Consider the following 19,155-nt stretch of genomic DNA (forward strand, 5'->3'; position numbering starts at 1 on the left):
TGAACGCTACAGAAAAATTAAGCTGCAAGGCAGCAGAATGGAGAAAAAAATGGATTACAAAAAAGCAGGTGTGGATATTGAAGCCGGTTACAAATCAGTTGAATTAATGAAGGAGCATGTGGCAAAGACCATGCGTCCGGAGGTGCTTGGCGGTCTGGGAGGATTCTCAGGTGCATTTTCAATGGATAAGTTTAAGGATATGGAAAAGCCAACACTTGTATCCGGTACAGACGGTGTCGGTACAAAGTTAAAGCTTGCTTTCACAATGGATAAGCATGATACAGTCGGCATTGACTGCGTGGCAATGTGTGTTAATGATATTGCATGTGCAGGCGGTGAACCGTTATTCTTCTTAGATTATATTGCGTGCGGTAAGAATGAACCGGAAAAGATTGCACAGATTGTAAAAGGGGTTGCAGACGGCTGTCTTCAGTCCGAATGTGCATTAATCGGTGGTGAGACCGCAGAAATGCCGGGATTTTATCCGGTAGACGAATATGACCTTGCAGGTTTTGCAGTCGGTGTTGTAGATGAAAAAGATTTAATTACAGGAAAAGACATCAAAGCCGGGGATACTTTAATCGGTATTGCATCAAGCGGTGTACACAGCAATGGATTTTCTCTGGTAAGAAGTGTATTTAAGATTACAGAAGAAGCATTAAATACATATTATGATGCATTAGGAAAAACTTTAGGTGAAGCATTACTTGCTCCGACAAAGATTTATGTAAAGACATTAAAAGAAATTAAAAATGCCGGTGTAAAGATTAAGGGCTGCAGTCATATTACAGGCGGTGGTTTTTATGAAAATGTTCCTAGAATGTTACATGACGGTGTACATGCAGTCATCGAAAAGAACAGCTATGAAGTACCTGCAATCTTTAAGATGCTTCAGAATGACGGTGAAATCGAAGAAAAGATGATGTACAATACCTTTAACATGGGTATCGGTATGGTACTTGCTGTTGATCCGGCAGATGCAGACAAGGTGTTAGCCGCTGTTGCAAAAGCAGGTGAAACAGGTTACGTAATCGGTCGTGTAGAAGCCGGTGAGAAGGGAGTAACTGTATGCTAAGAGTTGCAGTTCTGGTTTCCGGAGGCGGAACAAATCTCCAGGCAATTATTGATGCCGTAAAAGACGGTACAATTACCAATACAGAGCTTGTAGCAGTTATCAGCAACAATGCCAATGCATATGCGCTGACAAGAGCAAAGGAAAACGGGATTGAAGCACTCTGCATTTCTCCGAAGGACTATGCAGACAGAGCAGATTTTCATAAGGCGCTGCTTGAAAAGATCAATGAGCTGAAGGTGGATTTAATCGTTCTGGCCGGGTATCTTGTTAAGATTCCGGAAGAAATGGTACACCAGTATAGCCACCGGATTATTAATATCCATCCTTCTCTGATTCCATCTTTCTGCGGTGTGGGCTACTATGGCCTGCACGTGCATGAAGCGGTGCTTGAAAAAGGTGTAAAGGTAACAGGTGCAACCGTTCATTATGTAGATGAGGGAATGGATACCGGAGAAATTATCGCGCAGAAGCCTGTTATGGTAGAAGAAGGCGATACACCGGAAATCCTTCAGAAACGTGTAATGGAACAGGCAGAGTGGAAACTGCTTCCTGCTGCCATTAATATGATAGCAAATCAGAAATAAGAATATTGGAGAGGTAAAAGATGAAAGTACTTGTAGTAGGAGGCGGCGGCAGAGAGCATGCAATCTGCTGGAAGATTTCAAAGAGCAGTAAGGTGTCAAAGATTTACTGTGCGCCGGGAAATGCAGGAATTGCAGAAGTTGCCGAATGTGTCAACATCAAAGCAATGGAATTTGATAAGCTGGCAGCCTTTGCAAAGGACAATCAGATTGACCTGACGGTTGTCGGTATGGACGATCCGTTAGTCGGCGGTATTGTTGATGTATTTGAAGCAGAAGGTTTAAGAGTGTTCGGACCGAGAAAGAATGCAGCGATTCTGGAAGGTTCTAAGGCATTTTCAAAGGATTTGATGAAGAAGTATCATATTCCGACAGCGGCTTATGAAACATTTACATCACCGGAAGAAGCCAAAAAATATCTTGAAACATCAAAGTATCCGATTGTGTTAAAAGCAGACGGATTGGCACTCGGTAAAGGCGTTTTAATTTGTGAAACAAAGGAAGATGCAATGGCTGGTGTCAACGAACTGATGTTAGATAAGAAGTTTGGTTCGGCAGGCAATACCATTGTCGTAGAAGAATTTATGACAGGCCGTGAAGTGTCAGTACTTTCGTTTGTAGACGGTAACACGATTAAGATTATGTCTTCTGCGCAGGATCACAAGCGTGCAAAAGACGGCGATCAGGGCTTAAATACAGGTGGTATGGGTAATTTTTCACCAAGTCCGTTCTATACAGATGAAGTGGATGCGTTCTGTAAGAAGTATGTTTATCAGGCAACGGTAGATGCAATGAAAGCGGAGGGAAGACCGTTTAAAGGTGTTATTTTCTTCGGATTGATGCTGACACCGGAAGGACCGAAAGTATTAGAGTATAATGCAAGATTCGGTGATCCGGAAGCACAGGTTGTTCTTCCGAGAATGAAGAATGATATTATTGATGTATTTGAAGCCTGCATTGACGGCACACTTGATCAGATTGACTTACAGTTTGAAGACAATGCATGTGTCTGCGTTGTACTGGCATCTGACGGTTATCCGCTGGCATACGAAAAGGGCTTTGAAATTACGGGAATGGAAAATTTTAAGGACAAGGACGGATATTATCTGTTCCATGCCGGTTCAAAATTTGACGAAAACGGAAAAATTGTTACAAACGGCGGACGTGTATTAGGTGTTACGGCAACCGGAAAGACGTTAAAGGAAGCCCGTGCCAATGCTTATGAAGCAACAGAATGGGTCAACTTCGACAATAAGTATATGCGTCATGATATCGGCAAGGCGATTGATGAAGTTTAATAGCCCTGAGGGCAGATGAGAAATCGTTTTGCAGCAAAGCTGTTCAGAAATGAGGCTTATATGAAAAATAAATTTGCATGGGGTGAAAATGCCTTGTGCAAATTTATTTGATTTTTACATACAAATTTAGTATGATTAATACGTATGGTATTTTATGGGAGCAAATTAAAGGGGGTGAAGAAGTGTTTTGGTTTAAGAAAAAAGGCGGAAAGCCGAAGGCAGCAATTTTTGTAGATTATGAGCATTGGTATTATGGCTATCGCAACAATTTTCAGATGAAACCCAATATTGAAGAATGGTTAAAAGAACTGGAAGATGAATATGAAATCAGCAGATTGTATATATTTGGAGATTTTTCAAAGTATAATATCGGCATGGATTTAGAACGTCTGAAAAGCCTGACTAAAAATGTAATTCATACAGCGAGTGAAAAAGACGGCGTAGATAAGGATTTTACAGATGTGATCATGCTGGATGCTATATATAGAAGCGTTGCAGATAAAGAAAACGAAGAAGTTTATGTTTTATTTACAGGGGATGCACATTTTACAAAAGTTGTACAGTATTTGAAAGAGTTGGAAAAAAAGGTAGTTATTTATGGTGTGAAATACGGATTCAGCAACAGGTTGAAATCAGAGGCAACCAGTTATGTGGAGATGCCAAGACAGTCACAGGAAAAGAATCATTATAACGAATTAATTCTGACAAGCTTAAACAGATTGCGGAATAAACCGAAAACGACGGTCACATACGGAAAAACAGTAAAGAGTGTTTCGGAATATAATCATGTTCCATATGAGAAGGTTAAACTTGCATTAGATAATCTTTTGAAACAAAAATATATCCTGGAAAAAGAACAGATGGGTTACAGGGGGCATATGGTAACCGTACTGGAAGTAGACTGGGATCGTCTGAATGCAGACGGACTGTGGACAGAAGCAGAGTAAGGAAACAAAAATAAAATACCATAAAGTAAGAAGTATCCGGAAGTGTTTTCGGGTACTTTTTGCAGTTTATAAATAAGAAATCTGTTGAGTTATTTAAGAAATCTGTTATAATACATAGCATACAGCTATTTTTTATATAACAAAAAGTGGCATGCCACTCATAGCGCTAATATTGAAGAGGTTAAGGGAAAGGGTATCGGATTAAAATGAATATTATAATTGCCGGTTGTGGAAAAGTAGGCACAACCCTGGGAGAACAGCTTGTCAGAGAAAGACATGAGGTAACATTTATTGATACGGCACCGGAATTATTAAAAAAGGTAATGGGAATGATTGATGTACAGGTTATTGAAGGAAACTGTACCGTATATTCCACATTAAAAGAGGCAGGAATTGAGCATGCGGATTTATTTATTGCTGTGACAGACAGTGATGAGATTAATCTGCTCAGCTGTCTGATTGCAAAAAAAGCATCAAACTGTCATACCGTGGCAAGAGTGCGTAACCCGGAATATAATGAAGATATTCAGTTTATTAAGCAGGAAATGGGATTGTCGCTGACAATTAATCCGGAATGGGCAACGGCAGTTGAAATTGCAAGACTGATTCAGATTCCGTCTGCGATGGAAGTGGATTCTTTTGCAAACAACCGGGTGAATATGATTCGTTTTCTGATTCCGGAAGGCTCTGTGCTTGCAGATATGAAGGTTGCTGATGTGGGCGGCGCATTTAAAGGAAGTTTTTTAATCTGTGTGATTGAAAGAAATCATGAAATTATCATTCCAAGCGGAGATGTTGTCTTAAAGAAGGGCGATAATATTTCCGTAATTATGCCCCTTGCTGAGGTTGATAAGATGTGCAAAGAGGTTGGAATCCACACAAGAAATATTAAAAATGTAATGATTGCCGGCGGCGGTACAATGTCTTATTATCTTGCAAAGATTTTGAATAAGGCAAATAAAAGGGTGAAAATCATTGAAATGAACCGTAAGCGCTGTGAACTTTTAAGCGGTCTGTTGCCAAAGACGATGATTATTCATGGAGATGCAACGGACAATAAGCTCTTAGAGGAAGAAGATCTTGCGGCAACAGATGCCTTTGTTGCACTGACCGGATTTGATGAGGAAAATCTCTTTTTATCTTTGCATGCAAAAAAGGTTGCCAATGCTAAAAATATTGTTAAAATCAATAGAATCCGTGTTGAAGAAGTCAGTGAAGAATTAAATGTTGGCAGTGTCGTTTCACCAAAGTTTATTACGACAGAATTTATTTTACAGTATGTGCGCGCAATGGAAAATTCAAAGAGTAATAATAGCATAGAAACACTGTACAGACTGATGGATAACCGTGTGGAAGCACTGGAGTTTGTTGTTTGTGACACACCGGGACTGACCGGCGTGCAGCTTCAGGACTTAAAGTTAAAAAAGAACCTGCTGCTTTGCTGTATTAACCGTGGTGGAAAGATTATTACACCGAGCGGACAGGACTGCCTGCTGGAGGGAGATTCCGTGATTGTGGTAACGACCCATCTTGGTTTAAAGCGTCTGTCAGACATTTTAAAATAACAGCAACGTGATTTGAAATGAAGATTAGTTTGAATCTGAAATTTGCTGCATTTGCAGCAGAATGGTGAAGAAAGATGAATTATTCAATTATTAGAACAATTTTAGGACATGTCATCCGTTTTGAGGGGGCATTTCTGTTGATTCCGGTAATAATAGCATTAATTTACGGAGAGTCCAGCGGCATATATTTTGCGGTATGCGGGGCAGCCTGTCTGGTGGTGGGAACGCTTATGACCCATAAGAAAAGCGGAAACCGTTCCTTTTTTGCAAAAGAAGGCTTTGTGTCTGTTTCATTAAGCTGGATTGTATTAAGTGTAATCGGCGCACTGCCATTTGTATTAAGTGGTGTGATTCCCAATCCTGTTGATGCAATGTTTGAAATTGTATCCGGTTTTACAACAACCGGTGCGAGTATTCTGCCGGAGGTAGAGAGCCTGCCAAAGTGTATGCTGTTTTGGCGGAGTTTTTCACACTGGATTGGCGGTATGGGTGTACTGGTATTTATTCTGGCAATTCTGCCTCTTGGAGGCAGCTCAGAAGTCTATTTGATGAGTGCGGAAAGTCCGGGACCGAAGTTTGGCAAATTGCTGCCAAAGCTGCAAAAGAGTGCAATGACACTTTATGGGATTTATCTGACAATGACAGTGATTGAAATGCTGTTACTGCTGGCAGGCGGAATGTCTTTATTTGATTCCATCTGTACGGCATTCGGTACGGCAGGTACCGGTGGCTTTGGTGTTTACAATGACAGTATGGGCAGTTTTAGTCCGTATCTGCAAAATGTCGTAACGATTTTTATGGTGCTTTTTGGCATTAACTTTAATTTTTATTTCTTTCTGCTGGTGAAAGAAGTAAGAGAAGCTTTTGCAATGGAAGAAGTACGCTGGTATCTGATTATTTTTGCAGCCGCAACGCTGATGATTGCAGCCAACCTTACGATTGTACAGGGGGGAAGCCCGTTTTATTACCTGCATCATTCAGCTTTTCAGGTTGCGTCCGTGATGACAACAACCGGTTTTGCAACAGTGGATTTCAATTTATGGCCGAATTTTTCAAGGTCGATACTAGTTGTATTGATGTTTATTGGTGCCTGTGCGGGAAGTACGGGCGGCGGTATGAAAGTATCGAGATATATTATTTATTTTAAAACATTGAGAAAAGAATTATCTACGCTGATTCATCCGCGCAGCGTGAAAGTAATTCAATGTGATGGCAAAGCAGTGGATCATGATACAATCCGTTCAGCTAATATTTATCTGATTGCATATATTTTTATTTATATGCTTTCCGTGTTGTTAATCAGTTTTGATAAGTTTGATCTGACGACGAATTTTACAGCGGTTGCGGCGACCTTTAACAATATCGGACCGGGCTTAAATGTCGTTGGACCGACTGGGAATTTTGCAGGATTTTCCATGTTTTCAAAAATCGTGCTGATTTTTGATATGCTGGCAGGACGGCTTGAAATATTCCCAATGCTGATACTGCTTGCGCCGGGAACGTGGAAAAAATAAGGAGTAGTATGATTTTTTTATTGGAAGAAAAGATGTGCAGGGCAGAGGTGTTTTGCACGGAGCAGCAACATTCCATGGCAGAGGCAGGCGGGGAGAAATTCCCGCTTGTTTTTGCGTTTGTGGGAGAATATACACAAAAGCTGCATGACAGCTTAAAAGAAGCAGTTATGCCGCAGATAGAAGCGGGCAAAGTCAGACCGTTTGTGCTGGCACTATATGGTCCGATAGAATGGGATGCGGATTATTCACCGTGGTATGCCACGGCATTGCAGGGGCGTGAATTTGCCGGGAATGCACCGCAGTATCTTGATTTTATACAATACCGGTTACTGCCGTATTTAAAAGAAAGCTTTCCACTGTCGGGAGAGGTGTATACACTGGGGTATTCGCTCGGTGGGCTTGCAGCACTGTATTATTACTTTGAACTGGGATTTGCGGGCTGTATCAGCTGTTCTAGTTCACTGTGGTATCCGGGATTTCAGGACTACTGCCGGGAACAGATTGAAAAGAAATTGCAGGAAAAGGAAATGCGGATAAAAGATAGTGTGTATTTCAGTCTTGGCGGCAAGGAAAAGAATACAACAGATCCATCAATGTGCCATATCGAAGAAGATACCAGATGGACATATGAAGCATTTCAGAAAGTGGCGCAGACTACTTTTGTCCATGAACCCGGTGGACATATGTGCAAGGTGGAGCGCAGACTGGCACATGGGCTGATATGGCTGCTGTCTGATAAAAAGCAGCTGCCGGGAAAGCGCAGTCTGCGCCTGCACTAAAATCAGAATTAAATATTACCATTTGTCTTATTTTGTGATTTCCGGCATATAAGTGCGGTAGTGTAACGGCATAAGACTGCGCTGCAGGTCGGTGTTTCTACGTTCTTGAATCGCAATGGTGTTAAAAAAGCAGGACCAGAGCTGCTCCCAGTCTTTTTCATGGTCTGAAACCGGAACGGATAAAAGCATTTCTTCTGTCACACCCCATTGTAAGAAATAAGGTTTTCCAGCCGGGTGGATTGCAGCAAAACGGCGGATGGTATCTAAAATAATCCAGTTTTCAGGCTGCAGCCGGTCGGCAAAATGTGCGGCAAGCACCGGCAGGACATTTGATTTGGGCTGAATGCGTGCTGTCAGCAGATTTTCATTGCGTTCTTCAAAACGCACAAAACCAAGATACTTGTGTGCTTCATGCCCGACGGTGCGTGACAGTTCAAAAATCCGGAAAACGTCGGGGTCGTTAAGACGGTTTAAAATGTCACTGCCGCAGCGGAAGGCTTTTTGTAAAAAGCGATACAGCGTGGAAGCTTTTTTATTATCATCGGAAAGCATCGCCTGATAACAGGTTTCATAAATATCAATAGATAACTTTTGGATGATAGAACGCTGGACTTTCCGGGCAAGGGTTCCATCGCTTTCACTAAAGATATAGGTTTCAAATAAGGACATTGTATCGTTGGTGCGCACACGTACATCAGTATGGCTGGTGCCGTCTGCCCATGCACGGTAAATGGCAGTAAAAATACCGTCAATGGTATCTTCGCAAAGATAAACGGTAACGGGGCATAGTGGTGCTTTGGGTCTGGATGTATACATCAGGCGGTCTTCCTTTCATTGTTTATTGATAACATTCTATTTGTCAGATGATGGTGTATCCATGTGAAAATCATCAAAGAGCGACAATTGCCGGTAGCTGTCATGGTGTTCAATCTGATACCGGTTTAAGGCTTCAACACCGATAATTCTATTGGTAATAAAATCTTCATTCATTCGGATTGGGTAGAGTGTTCTGCCGGAGCAGGTGATAAAATAAAGCGCCCGCTTTAATACAACACCCATCTTTTTAATATCCTTAAAATCCAGTCTGGCACTGCGGCGGGCTTTTACAATGCGCTGGGCAGAGCGGACACCGATACCCGGAACTCTTAGCAGTGTGTAGTAGTCTGCACGGTTGATTTCAACCGGGAACTGCTCTAAGTGCCGGATTGCCCAGTCACATTTGGGGTCTAATAAAACATTAAAATTCGGCTTTTCCTCAGATAGCAGTTCACCGGAATGAAAACCATAAAATCGCATCAGCCAGTCTGCCTGGTACAGGCGGTGTTCGCGTAAGAGCGGTACACCTTTTCCGTCAGGCTGCGCCGGCAGGGCTTCATCGTGATTGACATTGACAAAAGCCGAATAAAACACACGTTTTAAATCATAGTTGTGATAGAGGGCTTCTGCAACGGTCACAATATGATAGTCCGTTTCTTTTGTGGCACCGATAATCATCTGCGTGCTTTGCCCGGCAGGCACAAAGCGGGGCTGCTGTCTTTGTAAAGAACGCTGCGGTGGCTGGTATCCCGAAGCAGACAGGACACCTGTGCCGTGGGATAAGCCGGTCTGAACAGGGGCATTTTCTGAAAGTAAACCATGGGAAGGCTCCTGTATTCCCAGTGCGAGCTGGCTGGCATGAATACCACGCTGTAACTGCCGCATCGGGGTCAGAATATTTTTACGGCTCTTATGCGGCGCAAGGGTCTTTAAACCATCAGCAGTCGGAAGTTCCAGATTCACACTCATGCGGTCGGCATACCACCCGGCGGTTTCAATCAGGCTTTGAGAAGCACCGGGAATCCCTTTAAGGTGGATATAGCCGCCAAAGTGATATTTCGTGCGCAGCAGCATCACGGTTTCGGTAAGCCGTTTCATCGTTTCATCGGGGCTTACGATAATGCCGGAACTTAAAAACAGTCCTTCAATATAATTGCGGCGGTAAAATTCAATTGTAAGGCGGTAGACTTCTTCCGGTGTAAATGTGGCACGCAGGACGTCATTGGAGGAGCGGTTCACACAGTAGCGGCAGTTGTAAATACATTCGTTGGTAAAAAGAATCTTTAATAGGGAAATACATCTGCCATCGGCTGAGAAACTGTGGCAGATGCCGCAAGCTTTCGCATTGCCAAGTCCCGCACCGTTATTTTTTTTATCGACACCGCTGGAGGTACAGGCGGCATCGTACTTCGCAGCATCAGAAAGAATCGTCAGCTTTTTCATCAAATCCATATCTTGTTGAATAATCATAACATTCCCCTTTTTAATTAGAACATTTGTTTGATTTATTATAACACACAAACAAATGTTCGTAAAGTGGTAAATTCTGAAAAGGTGAAAATATGTTCGGGAGTGAAAAAACAAAGAATGGTTATACTCTTATGGTGCAGATGTATTTTGCGCTGCAAATCAATCAAAAAAGGAGAACCGGGATGAATTCAATTTCAGAAAAAGAATTACTGGCATTAAATGACCTTTTAGGTGAAGAAGAATTACTCATCAAAAAGTTTAAGATGCTTGCAAACCATGCAGAAGACGAGGAAATTAAGGATAAATTTGAACAGATTTCAGAAAGACACCAGAAACATTTTGATTCCCTTTACAAGCAGCTTGGCTAAAACAAAATAAAAGAAAAACGGAGGTTTGTTATGGAACAGCTTTATACGGATAAGGAAGTGTTACAGGATGCATTAACAGCCGAAAAGACGGCAACCAATAATTACAACACGTATGCAAATGAATGTGTGCATGATACTGTGCGCGAGGCAATTTTAAACTGTCTGTCTGAGGAACACAAGATTCAGGAAGAAGTTTTTAATGCCATGCATACAAGAGGACTTTATCCGACACCGGAGGCAGAGGATAAAAAGGTCGATGAAGCAAAGCAGAAGTTTTCATGCACCTATAAATCCCTGTAAGCAGAGGGATTTCCATAAGCACCGTTTCCGGTAAACTTGCAGCAGGCGGTGATGCTTCTTCCTTATCAGAGGTTTTGTCCTGAAGTTTATGAAAAATTTAACAAACAAAGGATGGCATTTATGCTATAATGATAAAAAGATGTCAGGGACAAAAGTCCAGGACAGCGAAACCTAAGGAAGGAGCATGACTTATGGAAGGCTTGGTAAAGAAAATTAAAGGAATTAGAAATGAAATGATAGGATTGTCCATTGTGCTGATGCTGGCGGGAATTTTTATGATTCTGTTCCCGAATACTTCGGGTAATATCATCTGCCGCGGTGTGGGTGCGGTTCTTTGTATCTGGGGTGTGGTTCGTCTGGTTGCGTATTTTAGAAATAATGAGATTCTTGGTTCATTCGGACTGGTTCAGGGCGTTGCACTGGCAGGCTTTGGATTGTATATTCTGATTCGTCCGGGCATTATTGAAGTATTCTTAACCACTGTTTTTGCAATTATCATTATTGTGGACGGTATTTTAAAATTGCAGTATGCATTGGATTTTAGAAAGCTGGATGCCGGTGGCTGGTGGATTGAGGCAGTCTGTGCGGCAGTTATGATTATTTTGGGAATTGTTGTCCTGTTTAATCCGTTTGCAACGGTAGCGGCGGTTATGCTGTTTATCGGTGTGGTCTTTGTATTTGAAGGAGCATGGGATTTAGCTTCTATTTTATACATTTCAAAAATTGCAAAAGAATTTAATAAGTAGATAAGACGCTTAGAAAGGTCAGAATGGAGTAAATTTTGAAATCGCAGGAAGTTTTAAAAAATATGCTGGCAAGAATAGACCACAGGGGGTATCCGGCATATAAAGAATTGCAGGGAATGTATGACTTTGGTGCATATATGCTCTCTATTGACCATGTGCAGGGAGATCCGTTTGCAGCACCGTCAAAGGTACATATAGAAGTGTCGGGACAGAAAGCCGGTTTCCCAAAAGAATATTATGATACAGAGGATAAGCGTACAGCAGTGCAGGATTTTGTGCTGCGCCTGTTTGCAGGGGAAGTTCAAAACTATTCTTTTCAGGCAAAAGGTTCGGGGAAAAGCGGTTTATTATCTGTAAGCCGCTGCGGACAGGAAATTTTATCCCGCTCAGCGTGTCAGATGGATAATCATACAGGCAGTGTGACAGTGCGGCTGGAAATTGGTTTTCCGGCACATGGAAGGACAATTGATGCAAAAGCACTGGAAAAGATTTTATTCGGATATCTGCCGGAGTGTGTAAAAAAAACACTGTATTTTTCAGCAGTTCCGGCAAAAGAATTACAAAAAGCAGTCCACCTTGCAGAAGATACGGCAAGTCTGCGCAGACAGTTAAAAGAAAAAAATCTGGCGGCATTTGTAGCAGACGGTGCAGTGCTTCCAAGACAGTCCGGGGTATCTGACCGTCCCATGCGGGATGCGTTTCCTTTTCAGTCGCCTAAATCCCTGCGTGTTGAAATGCACCTGCCGCATGCGGGCGTGATAACCGGCATGGGCATTCCAAAAGGCGTGACATTGATTGTCGGCGGCGGGTATCACGGTAAGTCAACGCTGTTAAGGGCACTGGAAGCCGGTGTGTACAATCATATTGCAGGGGACGGCAGGGAATATACGGTGACGGATGATACCGCGGTAAAGGTACGGGCGGAAGATGGCAGAAGCATTCACGACGTGGATATTTCCATGTTTATCCGCAATCTGCCAAACGGAAAAGACACGGTGCATTTTGTTACGCAGGATGCCAGCGGCAGTACGTCACAGGCAGCAGGTGTAACCGAAGCTGTGGAAGCACAGACAAAGCTGCTGCTGATTGATGAGGATACCAGTGCAACAAATTTTATGATTCGTGATGTGCTGATGCAGCGGGTTGTACATGGCAGTCAGGAGCCGATTATTCCGTTTATAGACAGGGTGCGGGAACTTTATGAAAAAGAAGGCATTTCCACCATACTTGTAGCGGGAAGTTGCGGCTCGTATTTTCATAAAGCGGACCTGATTATTCAGATGAACCGCTACGAACCGGTGGATATTACGGAATATGCAAAAACACAGGCAAAGGAATTTCCGCTGGCACAGTCCGAAAATCCGGCATATAAAAAGAGCAGTCATAAGCGCTGTCCGAAGGCTTCAAAAAGAGCAGACGACAGGGTAAAAATCAAAACAACAGGACTGGATACCATCTGTATTAATAAGGAAAATATTGATGTCCGTTATATTGAGCAGCTGGTAGATTCAGAACAGTTAAATGCACTGGGGTATATGCTTGCTTATGCACAGAAACACCTGTTTGACGGTAAAAAGACACTTTTACAGATAACAGATGAACTTTATGAAAAAATTCATCGTGACGGAATTGAATCGATCTGTGGGCTTTCGTATGTCCCGGCAGGACTGGCGCTGCCAAGGAAGCAGGAATTTATGGCGGTAGTGAACCGGTACAGAGGATAAGTGCATTTTATCTTTTATGCATTTAAAGCAGAACTTCAATATTGTTTTTTGTTCCGGACTATTCTATAATAGGGTCAGCAGGGCTTGTAAAAGCAGCCCGGAAAAGAGGATAGTGTATGAAGTTGAAAAAATTTGCAAAAGGCGTATTTGCCATGGCAGCGGTGTCAGACAGCTTGCCCCGGAACTTCCTATATATGGCGGTTTCTACAGCGGCAGTGATGCTTACTATATTGTAACAGGACAGAAAAATGAGGAAGAATCAGATACGGTGGAATGTTACAGAATTACAAAGTATGACAAGAACTGGAACAGAATCGGTTCAGCCGGATTGTATGATTGTAACACATTTCTTCCGTTTCGGGCAGGATGTGTAAGGATGACAGAAGCGGACGGCTATCTTTTTGTAAGAACCAGTCATCAGATGTATTTGTCGTCAGACGGACTTCGTCATCAGGCCAATGTAACCATTCAGTTTGATGAAAACAAGCTGGTGATTACAGATTCTTATACGGATGTTATGAATTCGAAATACGGGTATGTGAGCCACTCATTTAACCAGTTTATTAAAACGGAAGGAAACCATCTTGTTGCAGTGGATCATGGAGATGCCTATCCGAGAAGCATTGTACTGACAGAATACCAGACAGATTTTACAAATGGTCAGTTTATTTCCAATATGAATTATTGGAAAAATCCTTGTAAATCGACAGACCTTTTTGAATTTACGGGAGAAATTGGAGATAATGCTACAGGTGCATCCGTAGGTGGATTTGAGGTCACAGACAGTGCATATCTTGTTGCAGCCAATTCCATTAATCAGGAAGATACAAGTGATGACCGCAGCAGGCATGATTATCGTAACGTATGCATTGTCGGAAAGTCAAAAAGAGACGGACATACATTTGTGAATTGGCTGACGAATCTGGAAGGTGATTTATCAGCAACAACTCCGTATCTGGTAAAGATAAATGATAATAAATATCTTGTGATGTGGTCCTATCAAAAACGGTCAGTCGGAGCAATAGATTATACATATATTGATGCGGACGGCAGTCAGATCAGCCCGGTATATACCATGAATGGAATGCTTTCAGATTGTGAACCGGTATATATCAATGATACCGTAGTGTGGTATACATCCGATAGCGATGGAAATGTAACTTTTTACGGTGTGGATAGTAATGGGAATGCGTTGGGAAGCCTCAATGGATTGATATATGATGGTGATAACTGGGTGTATTACCGCAATGATAATCCAGATTATGGATATACAGGACTTGCAGCCAATGAGTATGGCTGGTGGTATGTAAGTAACGGGACAATTGATTTTGATTATACGGGACTTGCAGCCAATGAGTACGGCTGGTGGTATGTAAGTAACGGGACAATCGATTTTAGTTATACCGGAATGGCAGCTAATGACTATGGCTGGTGGTATGTAAGCAACGGAGCAATCGATTTTAATTATACGGGAATGGCGGTGAATGATTACGGCTGGTGGTACATGACCAACGGCGCATTAGACTGGAACTATACGGGAATGGCGGTGAATGATTACGGCTGGTGGTATATGACCAACGGTGCATTAGACTGGAATTATACGGGAATGGCAGTGAATGACTACGGCTGGTGGTACATGACCAACGGTGCATTAGACTGGAACTATACGGGAATGGCGGTGAATGATTACGGCTGGTGGTATATGACCAATGGCGCGTTAGACAGGAATTACACCGGACTTGCAGTGAATGAGTATGGCTGGTGGTATATGACCAATGGCGCACTGGATTTAACGTATAACGGAACAGCAGATAATGAATATGGAACATGGAATGTTGTAAACGGACATGTAGAGGTCTAGGGTACACACAGGAAAGACAGGGAGAACGAATTGCTCCCTGTCTTTTTGCACTTTATTCTTTAGCACGTTAAAGTGATTGTAATTCTGCATTTTATTTCAAAGATTGCAAAAGAATTCTGCGATTATTATTCGATAGGTGATTTTATAATAATATGAAATTTGAATTAAAGTACATATATTTATACGAAATACTGGCAAAATGCTAGGAAATGATTTAAAATATATTGGTGTTATGATTAAGAGTGTTGAAAGAGTGATTTGGATAAACAAAATCTTAATCATATAGTATATAAATAAAATGAGGAGGGGAATCTAAACGAAAAAAACATCGAAACAAACACAAAAAATTCTGGGTATAATTGTACTAATAATAATTCTTATCTGGGCAGTACCGTTTATTCATAATGAATTGCTGACGGTATTGCATGGAAAGGAATTTTATAATCGTTATATAGATACAGGTTTTTTTGATGAGAATAGTGAACAGGAATCATGTAAGGTATTGTCTTATTCAAAAAAACTGTCAAAGGTATATTATGTAACACCGGAAAAAGAGCAGGGGCTTATATTATATTTTACCAAAAATGAAAACAACATATGGGAAATGAGCAGCTGGGATTGTATCTGGTCAAAATCGGGAACAGCAGATGGATTCCAGTGGCCATACTTTTGGCAGAATGGTTTTTAGTAACGACACATATTATACAGGGAAAGCAGGGTGAACACGCCTTGCTTTTTCTGTTTAGCACGTTAAAGTAATTGTCATTTAGCATTTTATTTGCTATAATAGATACCAATTACCGTTTTTTCGGTAGATGGGAGGAAGAAATGCAGAGCGAAAATCATAAAAAAACAATATATGCGGCAATTTTAGGCGCGGGTACAGTCGGTACCGGCGTCTATAAGTTGTGTCAGGAAATGAAAAGTGAATTTGTACAAAAGACAGGTGCGGATTTAGTCGTAAAAAAAGTGCTTGTAAGAAATGCGTCAAAGAAAAGAGAGGGCATTGAGGATGCAGTTTTAACCGATAACTGGAAAGAAATTATAGAAGACCCGGAAATTGACATTGTGATTGAAGTCATGGGTGGTATTGAACCGGCAAAGACCTATATTATTGAAGCACTGGAAGCCGGAAAGCAGATTGTAACGGCAAATAAGGATCTGTTGGCAGAACACGGACAGGAAGTGATGGCTGCAGCAGAAAAAGCCGGTGCGGACCTTGAATTTGAAGCGGCAGTTGCCGGTGCGATTCCGATTATCCGTCCGTTAAAGCAGAGTATGGCGGGCAACCGTATCAGCGAAGTCATGGGTATTGTAAACGGAACGACCAACTACATTTTAACAAAAATGTCCGAAAAAGGCATGGATTATGCAGAAGCATTGGCACAGGCAACAGAGCTTGGTTATGCGGAAGCAGACCCGACAGCCGATGTGGAAGGATATGATGCGGGACGAAAGATGGCGATTATGGCATCGATTGCGTTTAATTCGCGTGTGACATTTCCACAGGTATATACAGAAGGTATTACAAAGATTTCAGCTGATGATATCCGTTATGCCAAAGAATTCGGCTATGTGATTAAGCTGCTCGGACTGGCAAGAAACACACCGGAGGGCATTGAAGTCAAGGTACATCCGATGCTGATTGATGAAAATCATCCGCTTGCAGGCGTAAAAGACGCATTTAACGCGGTGTTTGTACATGCCGATGCGATGGATGATGCAATGTTTATGGGCAGGGGCGCAGGACAGATGCCGACAGCCAGTGCAGTGATGGGTGATGTTGTGGATGTGATGAGAAATCTTGTCTATAATTGCTGCGGCAGAGTGGGCTGCAGCTGTTACAAGCAGCTTCCGGTCAAGCAGATTGGTGAAACAAAGAGCAAATTCTTCCTGCGGATTCATGCACAGGACAAGCCGGGCGTTCTTGCCAATATCGCAAGTGTCCTCGGCAACAACGGTGTCAGCATTGCGCAGGTTGTACAAAAGAGCCGTAAGGGCGGTATCGCGGAACTGGTGATTATTACCGATGAAGTACAGGAAAATAACTTCAATGATGCAATGACCATTTTTAGCGGAATGTCTGTTGTAAAAGAAATTTCAGGTGTAATCAGAGTTTATTAAGGTGGAAAAATGGCAGTAAAATATTATGCAGTAAGAAAGGGAATTAAACCCGGCATTTATAAGGACTGGAATACGTGCAAAGCAATGGTGACGGGATTTTCCGGTGCACAATATAAAAGTTTTACAACCCTGCAGGAGGCAGAGGCGTATATTAAAGAAGATGCAGAAACAGCGCAGGCTGGAAAAGAACCGGAAGTTTATGCGTTTGTCGATGGTTCATTTAACCAGAAGACACATGTATACGGTTATGGTGGATTTCTTGTCCATGACGGCGTTAAAGAAGTACTGCAGGGGTCCGGCAAAGATGCGGACATGGCTTCCATGAGAAATGTGGCAGGCGAGGTGCTTGGCAGTATGGCGGCGATTGAAAAAGCCGTTGAACTCGGACTGGAAGAATTGTCCATTTATTATGATTATATGGGAATCGAAATGTGGGCAAAGGGACTGTGGAAGCGCAATAAAAAGGGAACAATTGCCTACTACGATTATGTGCAGTCTGTAAAAAATCAGATTACGCTGCATTTTATCAAAGTAAAAGGACATTCCGGGGTTGCCGGAAACGAAGAGGCAGACCGGCTTGCAAAACAGGCAGTCGGGATTGTTTAGAGTAAAAGCCGCATGAAAATTTGGTGGAGGTAAAATGGGTAGATTAACAATTGCAACGAAATTTAATACGGCACGGCTGTTACAGTTTGTTTTTCCGGCAGTTGCCATGATGATTGTCACTTCGATTTATGTCATGACGGACGGTATTTTTATCAGCCAGTTTGCAGGAAGTGAACAGCTTTCGGCGACCAATATCGTGTATCCGGTGGTGTATCTGTTAAACGGAATCGGTGTCATGCTTTCCATGGGCGGCAATGCCATTGTGGCAAGGCTGCTCGGTGAAGGAAAGGGCAGTCTTGCCAGACAGCGGTTTACACAGCTTGCATTTTTTACAGTGGTTTCGGGTGTGGTGCTGGGAATTCTTTTTGCACTGACAATGCGTCCGATTTCACTGGCGCTTGGCGCAAAAGGAGAACCGCTGGTTACGTACTGTGTGCAGTATGGCACAATCATGGCACTTGGCGCGCCGTTTTCCATGTTACAGATGTTATTCATGCCGTTCTGGACGACGAATGATAAGCCGAAGTACGGACTGATTTTGTCGCTGACCTGCGGATTCAGCAATATCTGTCTGGATTACCTGTTTGTAAAATGTGCGGGCTTCGGACTGATGGGTGCGGCATTTGCAACGGTTATCAGTTATGGTATCGGTGCGGCTGTACCGGTGATTGTATACAGCCGGAAGAATCTCAAACTGTATTTTGAGAAGTTCCGGTGGGATACGTCCTTTTTGTTAAAGGCGATGAGCAACGGGGTATCGGAAATGGTGACGAATATCGCAAGTGCGGTGACGACATTTATTTTTAATATCATTCTGATGCGCCTTGCGGGTGCAAATGGTGTTGCGGCGATTACGGTGCTTCTATATGCACACTTTCTGTTTTCGTCCGCGTATATGGGCTTTACAAATGGTGTTGCACCGATTTTCAGCTATAATTACGGCGCGGGCAATTATGCGGATTTAAAAAAGCTGTTTGCAATGTGTATCCGGATTCTTCTGGCAGCAGGCGTTGTAATATTTGCAATATCCCAATTAGCAGCTGGATGGACAATGCGCATTTTTGTCGGAAATAATACAGCGTTATATGAAATGTCGCTGTCCGGTTTCAGGCTGTTTGCGGTTTGTTTTTTAGTAAACGGCATTAACATTTTTGCATCGGGATATCTTACGGCACTCGGCAACGGACGGGATTCTGCGGTGGTGTCGATTCTTCGTACACTGATTGTTGAGGTGATAGCGATTGTCGGACTGGCATATCTGTTTGGAATAAACGGCGTGTGGATGGCAATTCCGGTGGCAGAGTTTGTGTGTCTGTTTGTTTCGGTGTATATGTTTCATAAGAACAAAATACGTATTTGATGATATTGCGAAAGAAAGTTT

General features: G+C 42.4%; 17 protein-coding genes. 15 read left to right on the forward strand and 2 right to left on the reverse strand.

What is annotated here, in order from left to right; all coding sequences use genetic code 11:
• The first annotated feature begins 49 nt into the window (after positions 1-49).
• From purM to WMO37_RS07825, 7 genes are all read left to right on the forward strand, one after another.
• Complete coding sequence (purM, locus tag WMO37_RS07795) at positions 50-1,075, forward strand: phosphoribosylformylglycinamidine cyclo-ligase (protein WP_022431670.1); 1,026 nt, start codon at positions 50-52, stop codon at positions 1,073-1,075.
• The gene (gene purN / locus WMO37_RS07800) at positions 1,069-1,659 is read left to right on the forward strand and encodes a phosphoribosylglycinamide formyltransferase (protein WP_022431671.1); all 591 of its coding nucleotides are present in this window, start codon (positions 1,069-1,071) and stop codon (positions 1,657-1,659) included. Before purM ends, purN begins: the two co-directional genes overlap by 7 nt.
• A gap of 20 nt (positions 1,660-1,679) precedes the next feature.
• Positions 1,680-2,954, forward strand: coding sequence for a phosphoribosylamine--glycine ligase (gene purD / locus WMO37_RS07805; RefSeq protein WP_227090768.1), 1,275 nt, complete (start codon positions 1,680-1,682; stop codon positions 2,952-2,954).
• 182 nt (positions 2,955-3,136) lie between these two features.
• Entirely contained in the window at positions 3,137-3,901 is a 765-nt protein-coding gene (locus WMO37_RS07810; RefSeq protein ID WP_227090770.1) for an NYN domain-containing protein, read from the forward strand.
• Between the two features lie 206 nt (positions 3,902-4,107).
• Positions 4,108-5,466: a Trk system potassium transporter TrkA gene (gene trkA, locus WMO37_RS07815; protein ID WP_349154738.1), complete on the forward strand. Its 1,359-nt coding sequence runs from the start codon at positions 4,108-4,110 to the stop codon at positions 5,464-5,466.
• Between the two features lie 74 nt (positions 5,467-5,540).
• Positions 5,541-6,980 (forward strand): TrkH family potassium uptake protein, encoded by a 1,440-nt coding sequence (locus tag WMO37_RS07820; RefSeq protein ID WP_349154739.1) that lies wholly within the window; start codon positions 5,541-5,543, stop codon positions 6,978-6,980.
• Positions 6,981-6,988: 8 nt separating this feature from the next.
• Positions 6,989-7,759 carry an alpha/beta hydrolase-fold protein gene (locus WMO37_RS07825; protein WP_349154740.1) on the forward strand — a complete coding sequence of 257 codons (771 nt, stop codon included), beginning with the start codon at positions 6,989-6,991 and terminating at the stop codon, positions 7,757-7,759.
• A gap of 27 nt (positions 7,760-7,786) precedes the next feature.
• Here WMO37_RS07825 and WMO37_RS07830 read toward each other — a convergent pair whose 3' ends face one another.
• The gene (locus tag WMO37_RS07830) at positions 7,787-8,575 is read right to left on the reverse strand and encodes a TIGR03915 family putative DNA repair protein (RefSeq protein WP_349154741.1); all 789 of its coding nucleotides are present in this window, start codon (positions 8,573-8,575) and stop codon (positions 7,787-7,789) included.
• Positions 8,576-8,611: 36 nt separating this feature from the next.
• Positions 8,612-10,045 (reverse strand): putative DNA modification/repair radical SAM protein, encoded by a 1,434-nt coding sequence (locus WMO37_RS07835; RefSeq protein WP_349154742.1) that lies wholly within the window; start codon positions 10,043-10,045, stop codon positions 8,612-8,614.
• A gap of 182 nt (positions 10,046-10,227) precedes the next feature.
• Here WMO37_RS07835 and WMO37_RS07840 point away from each other — a divergent pair, with 182 nt between their 5' ends.
• From WMO37_RS07840 to WMO37_RS07875, 8 genes are all read left to right on the forward strand, one after another.
• Positions 10,228-10,413, forward strand: a complete 186-nt coding sequence (locus WMO37_RS07840) for a ferritin family protein (protein ID WP_022431679.1) — start codon at positions 10,228-10,230, stop codon at positions 10,411-10,413.
• 30 nt (positions 10,414-10,443) lie between these two features.
• Entirely contained in the window at positions 10,444-10,713 is a 270-nt protein-coding gene (locus tag WMO37_RS07845; RefSeq protein ID WP_022431680.1) for a spore coat protein, read from the forward strand.
• A 191-nt stretch (positions 10,714-10,904) separates the two neighbouring features.
• Entirely contained in the window at positions 10,905-11,459 is a 555-nt protein-coding gene (locus WMO37_RS07850; protein WP_349154743.1) for an HdeD family acid-resistance protein, read from the forward strand.
• A gap of 35 nt (positions 11,460-11,494) precedes the next feature.
• Positions 11,495-13,183 (forward strand): ABC-ATPase domain-containing protein, encoded by a 1,689-nt coding sequence (locus tag WMO37_RS07855; protein ID WP_349154744.1) that lies wholly within the window; start codon positions 11,495-11,497, stop codon positions 13,181-13,183.
• A gap of 112 nt (positions 13,184-13,295) precedes the next feature.
• Positions 13,296-15,044: a PspC-like choline-binding domain-containing protein gene (locus WMO37_RS07860; protein ID WP_349154745.1), complete on the forward strand. Its 1,749-nt coding sequence runs from the start codon at positions 13,296-13,298 to the stop codon at positions 15,042-15,044.
• A gap of 828 nt (positions 15,045-15,872) precedes the next feature.
• On the forward strand, positions 15,873-17,168 hold the full coding sequence (locus tag WMO37_RS07865; protein ID WP_022431685.1) for a homoserine dehydrogenase: 1,296 nt from the start codon (positions 15,873-15,875) through the stop codon (positions 17,166-17,168).
• A 9-nt stretch (positions 17,169-17,177) separates the two neighbouring features.
• Positions 17,178-17,774 carry a ribonuclease H1 domain-containing protein gene (locus tag WMO37_RS07870; RefSeq protein ID WP_227090787.1) on the forward strand — a complete coding sequence of 199 codons (597 nt, stop codon included), beginning with the start codon at positions 17,178-17,180 and terminating at the stop codon, positions 17,772-17,774.
• A 34-nt stretch (positions 17,775-17,808) separates the two neighbouring features.
• Entirely contained in the window at positions 17,809-19,134 is a 1,326-nt protein-coding gene (locus tag WMO37_RS07875) for an MATE family efflux transporter (RefSeq protein WP_349154746.1), read from the forward strand.
• The last annotated feature ends 21 nt before the right edge of the window (positions 19,135-19,155 follow it).

It is taken from the genome of Lachnospira intestinalis, from assembly GCF_040095895.1.
GTDB lineage: Bacteria > Bacillota > Clostridia > Lachnospirales > Lachnospiraceae > Lachnospira > Lachnospira intestinalis.

Bases quoted from the DNA above. Each gene is read 5' to 3' on its own strand.
- WMO37_RS07835 (WP_349154742.1), bottom strand. From the start codon at position 10,045: ATGATTATTCAACAAGATATGGATTTGATGAAAAAGCTGACGATTCTT.
- purD (WP_227090768.1), top strand. From the start codon at position 1,680: ATGAAAGTACTTGTAGTAGGAGGCGGCGGCAGAGAGCATGCAATCTGC.
- WMO37_RS07840 (WP_022431679.1), top strand. From the start codon at position 10,228: ATGAATTCAATTTCAGAAAAAGAATTACTGGCATTAAATGACCTTTTA.
- WMO37_RS07830 (WP_349154741.1), bottom strand. From the start codon at position 8,575: ATGTATACATCCAGACCCAAAGCACCACTATGCCCCGTTACCGTTTAT.
- WMO37_RS07850 (WP_349154743.1), top strand. From the start codon at position 10,905: ATGGAAGGCTTGGTAAAGAAAATTAAAGGAATTAGAAATGAAATGATA.
- purM (WP_022431670.1), top strand. From the start codon at position 50: ATGGATTACAAAAAAGCAGGTGTGGATATTGAAGCCGGTTACAAATCA.
- WMO37_RS07865 (WP_022431685.1), top strand. From the start codon at position 15,873: ATGCAGAGCGAAAATCATAAAAAAACAATATATGCGGCAATTTTAGGC.
- trkA (WP_349154738.1), top strand. From the start codon at position 4,108: ATGAATATTATAATTGCCGGTTGTGGAAAAGTAGGCACAACCCTGGGA.
- WMO37_RS07825 (WP_349154740.1), top strand. From the start codon at position 6,989: ATGATTTTTTTATTGGAAGAAAAGATGTGCAGGGCAGAGGTGTTTTGC.
- WMO37_RS07845 (WP_022431680.1), top strand. From the start codon at position 10,444: ATGGAACAGCTTTATACGGATAAGGAAGTGTTACAGGATGCATTAACA.
- purN (WP_022431671.1), top strand. From the start codon at position 1,069: ATGCTAAGAGTTGCAGTTCTGGTTTCCGGAGGCGGAACAAATCTCCAG.
- WMO37_RS07875 (WP_349154746.1), top strand. From the start codon at position 17,809: ATGGGTAGATTAACAATTGCAACGAAATTTAATACGGCACGGCTGTTA.
- WMO37_RS07820 (WP_349154739.1), top strand. From the start codon at position 5,541: ATGAATTATTCAATTATTAGAACAATTTTAGGACATGTCATCCGTTTT.
- WMO37_RS07870 (WP_227090787.1), top strand. From the start codon at position 17,178: ATGGCAGTAAAATATTATGCAGTAAGAAAGGGAATTAAACCCGGCATT.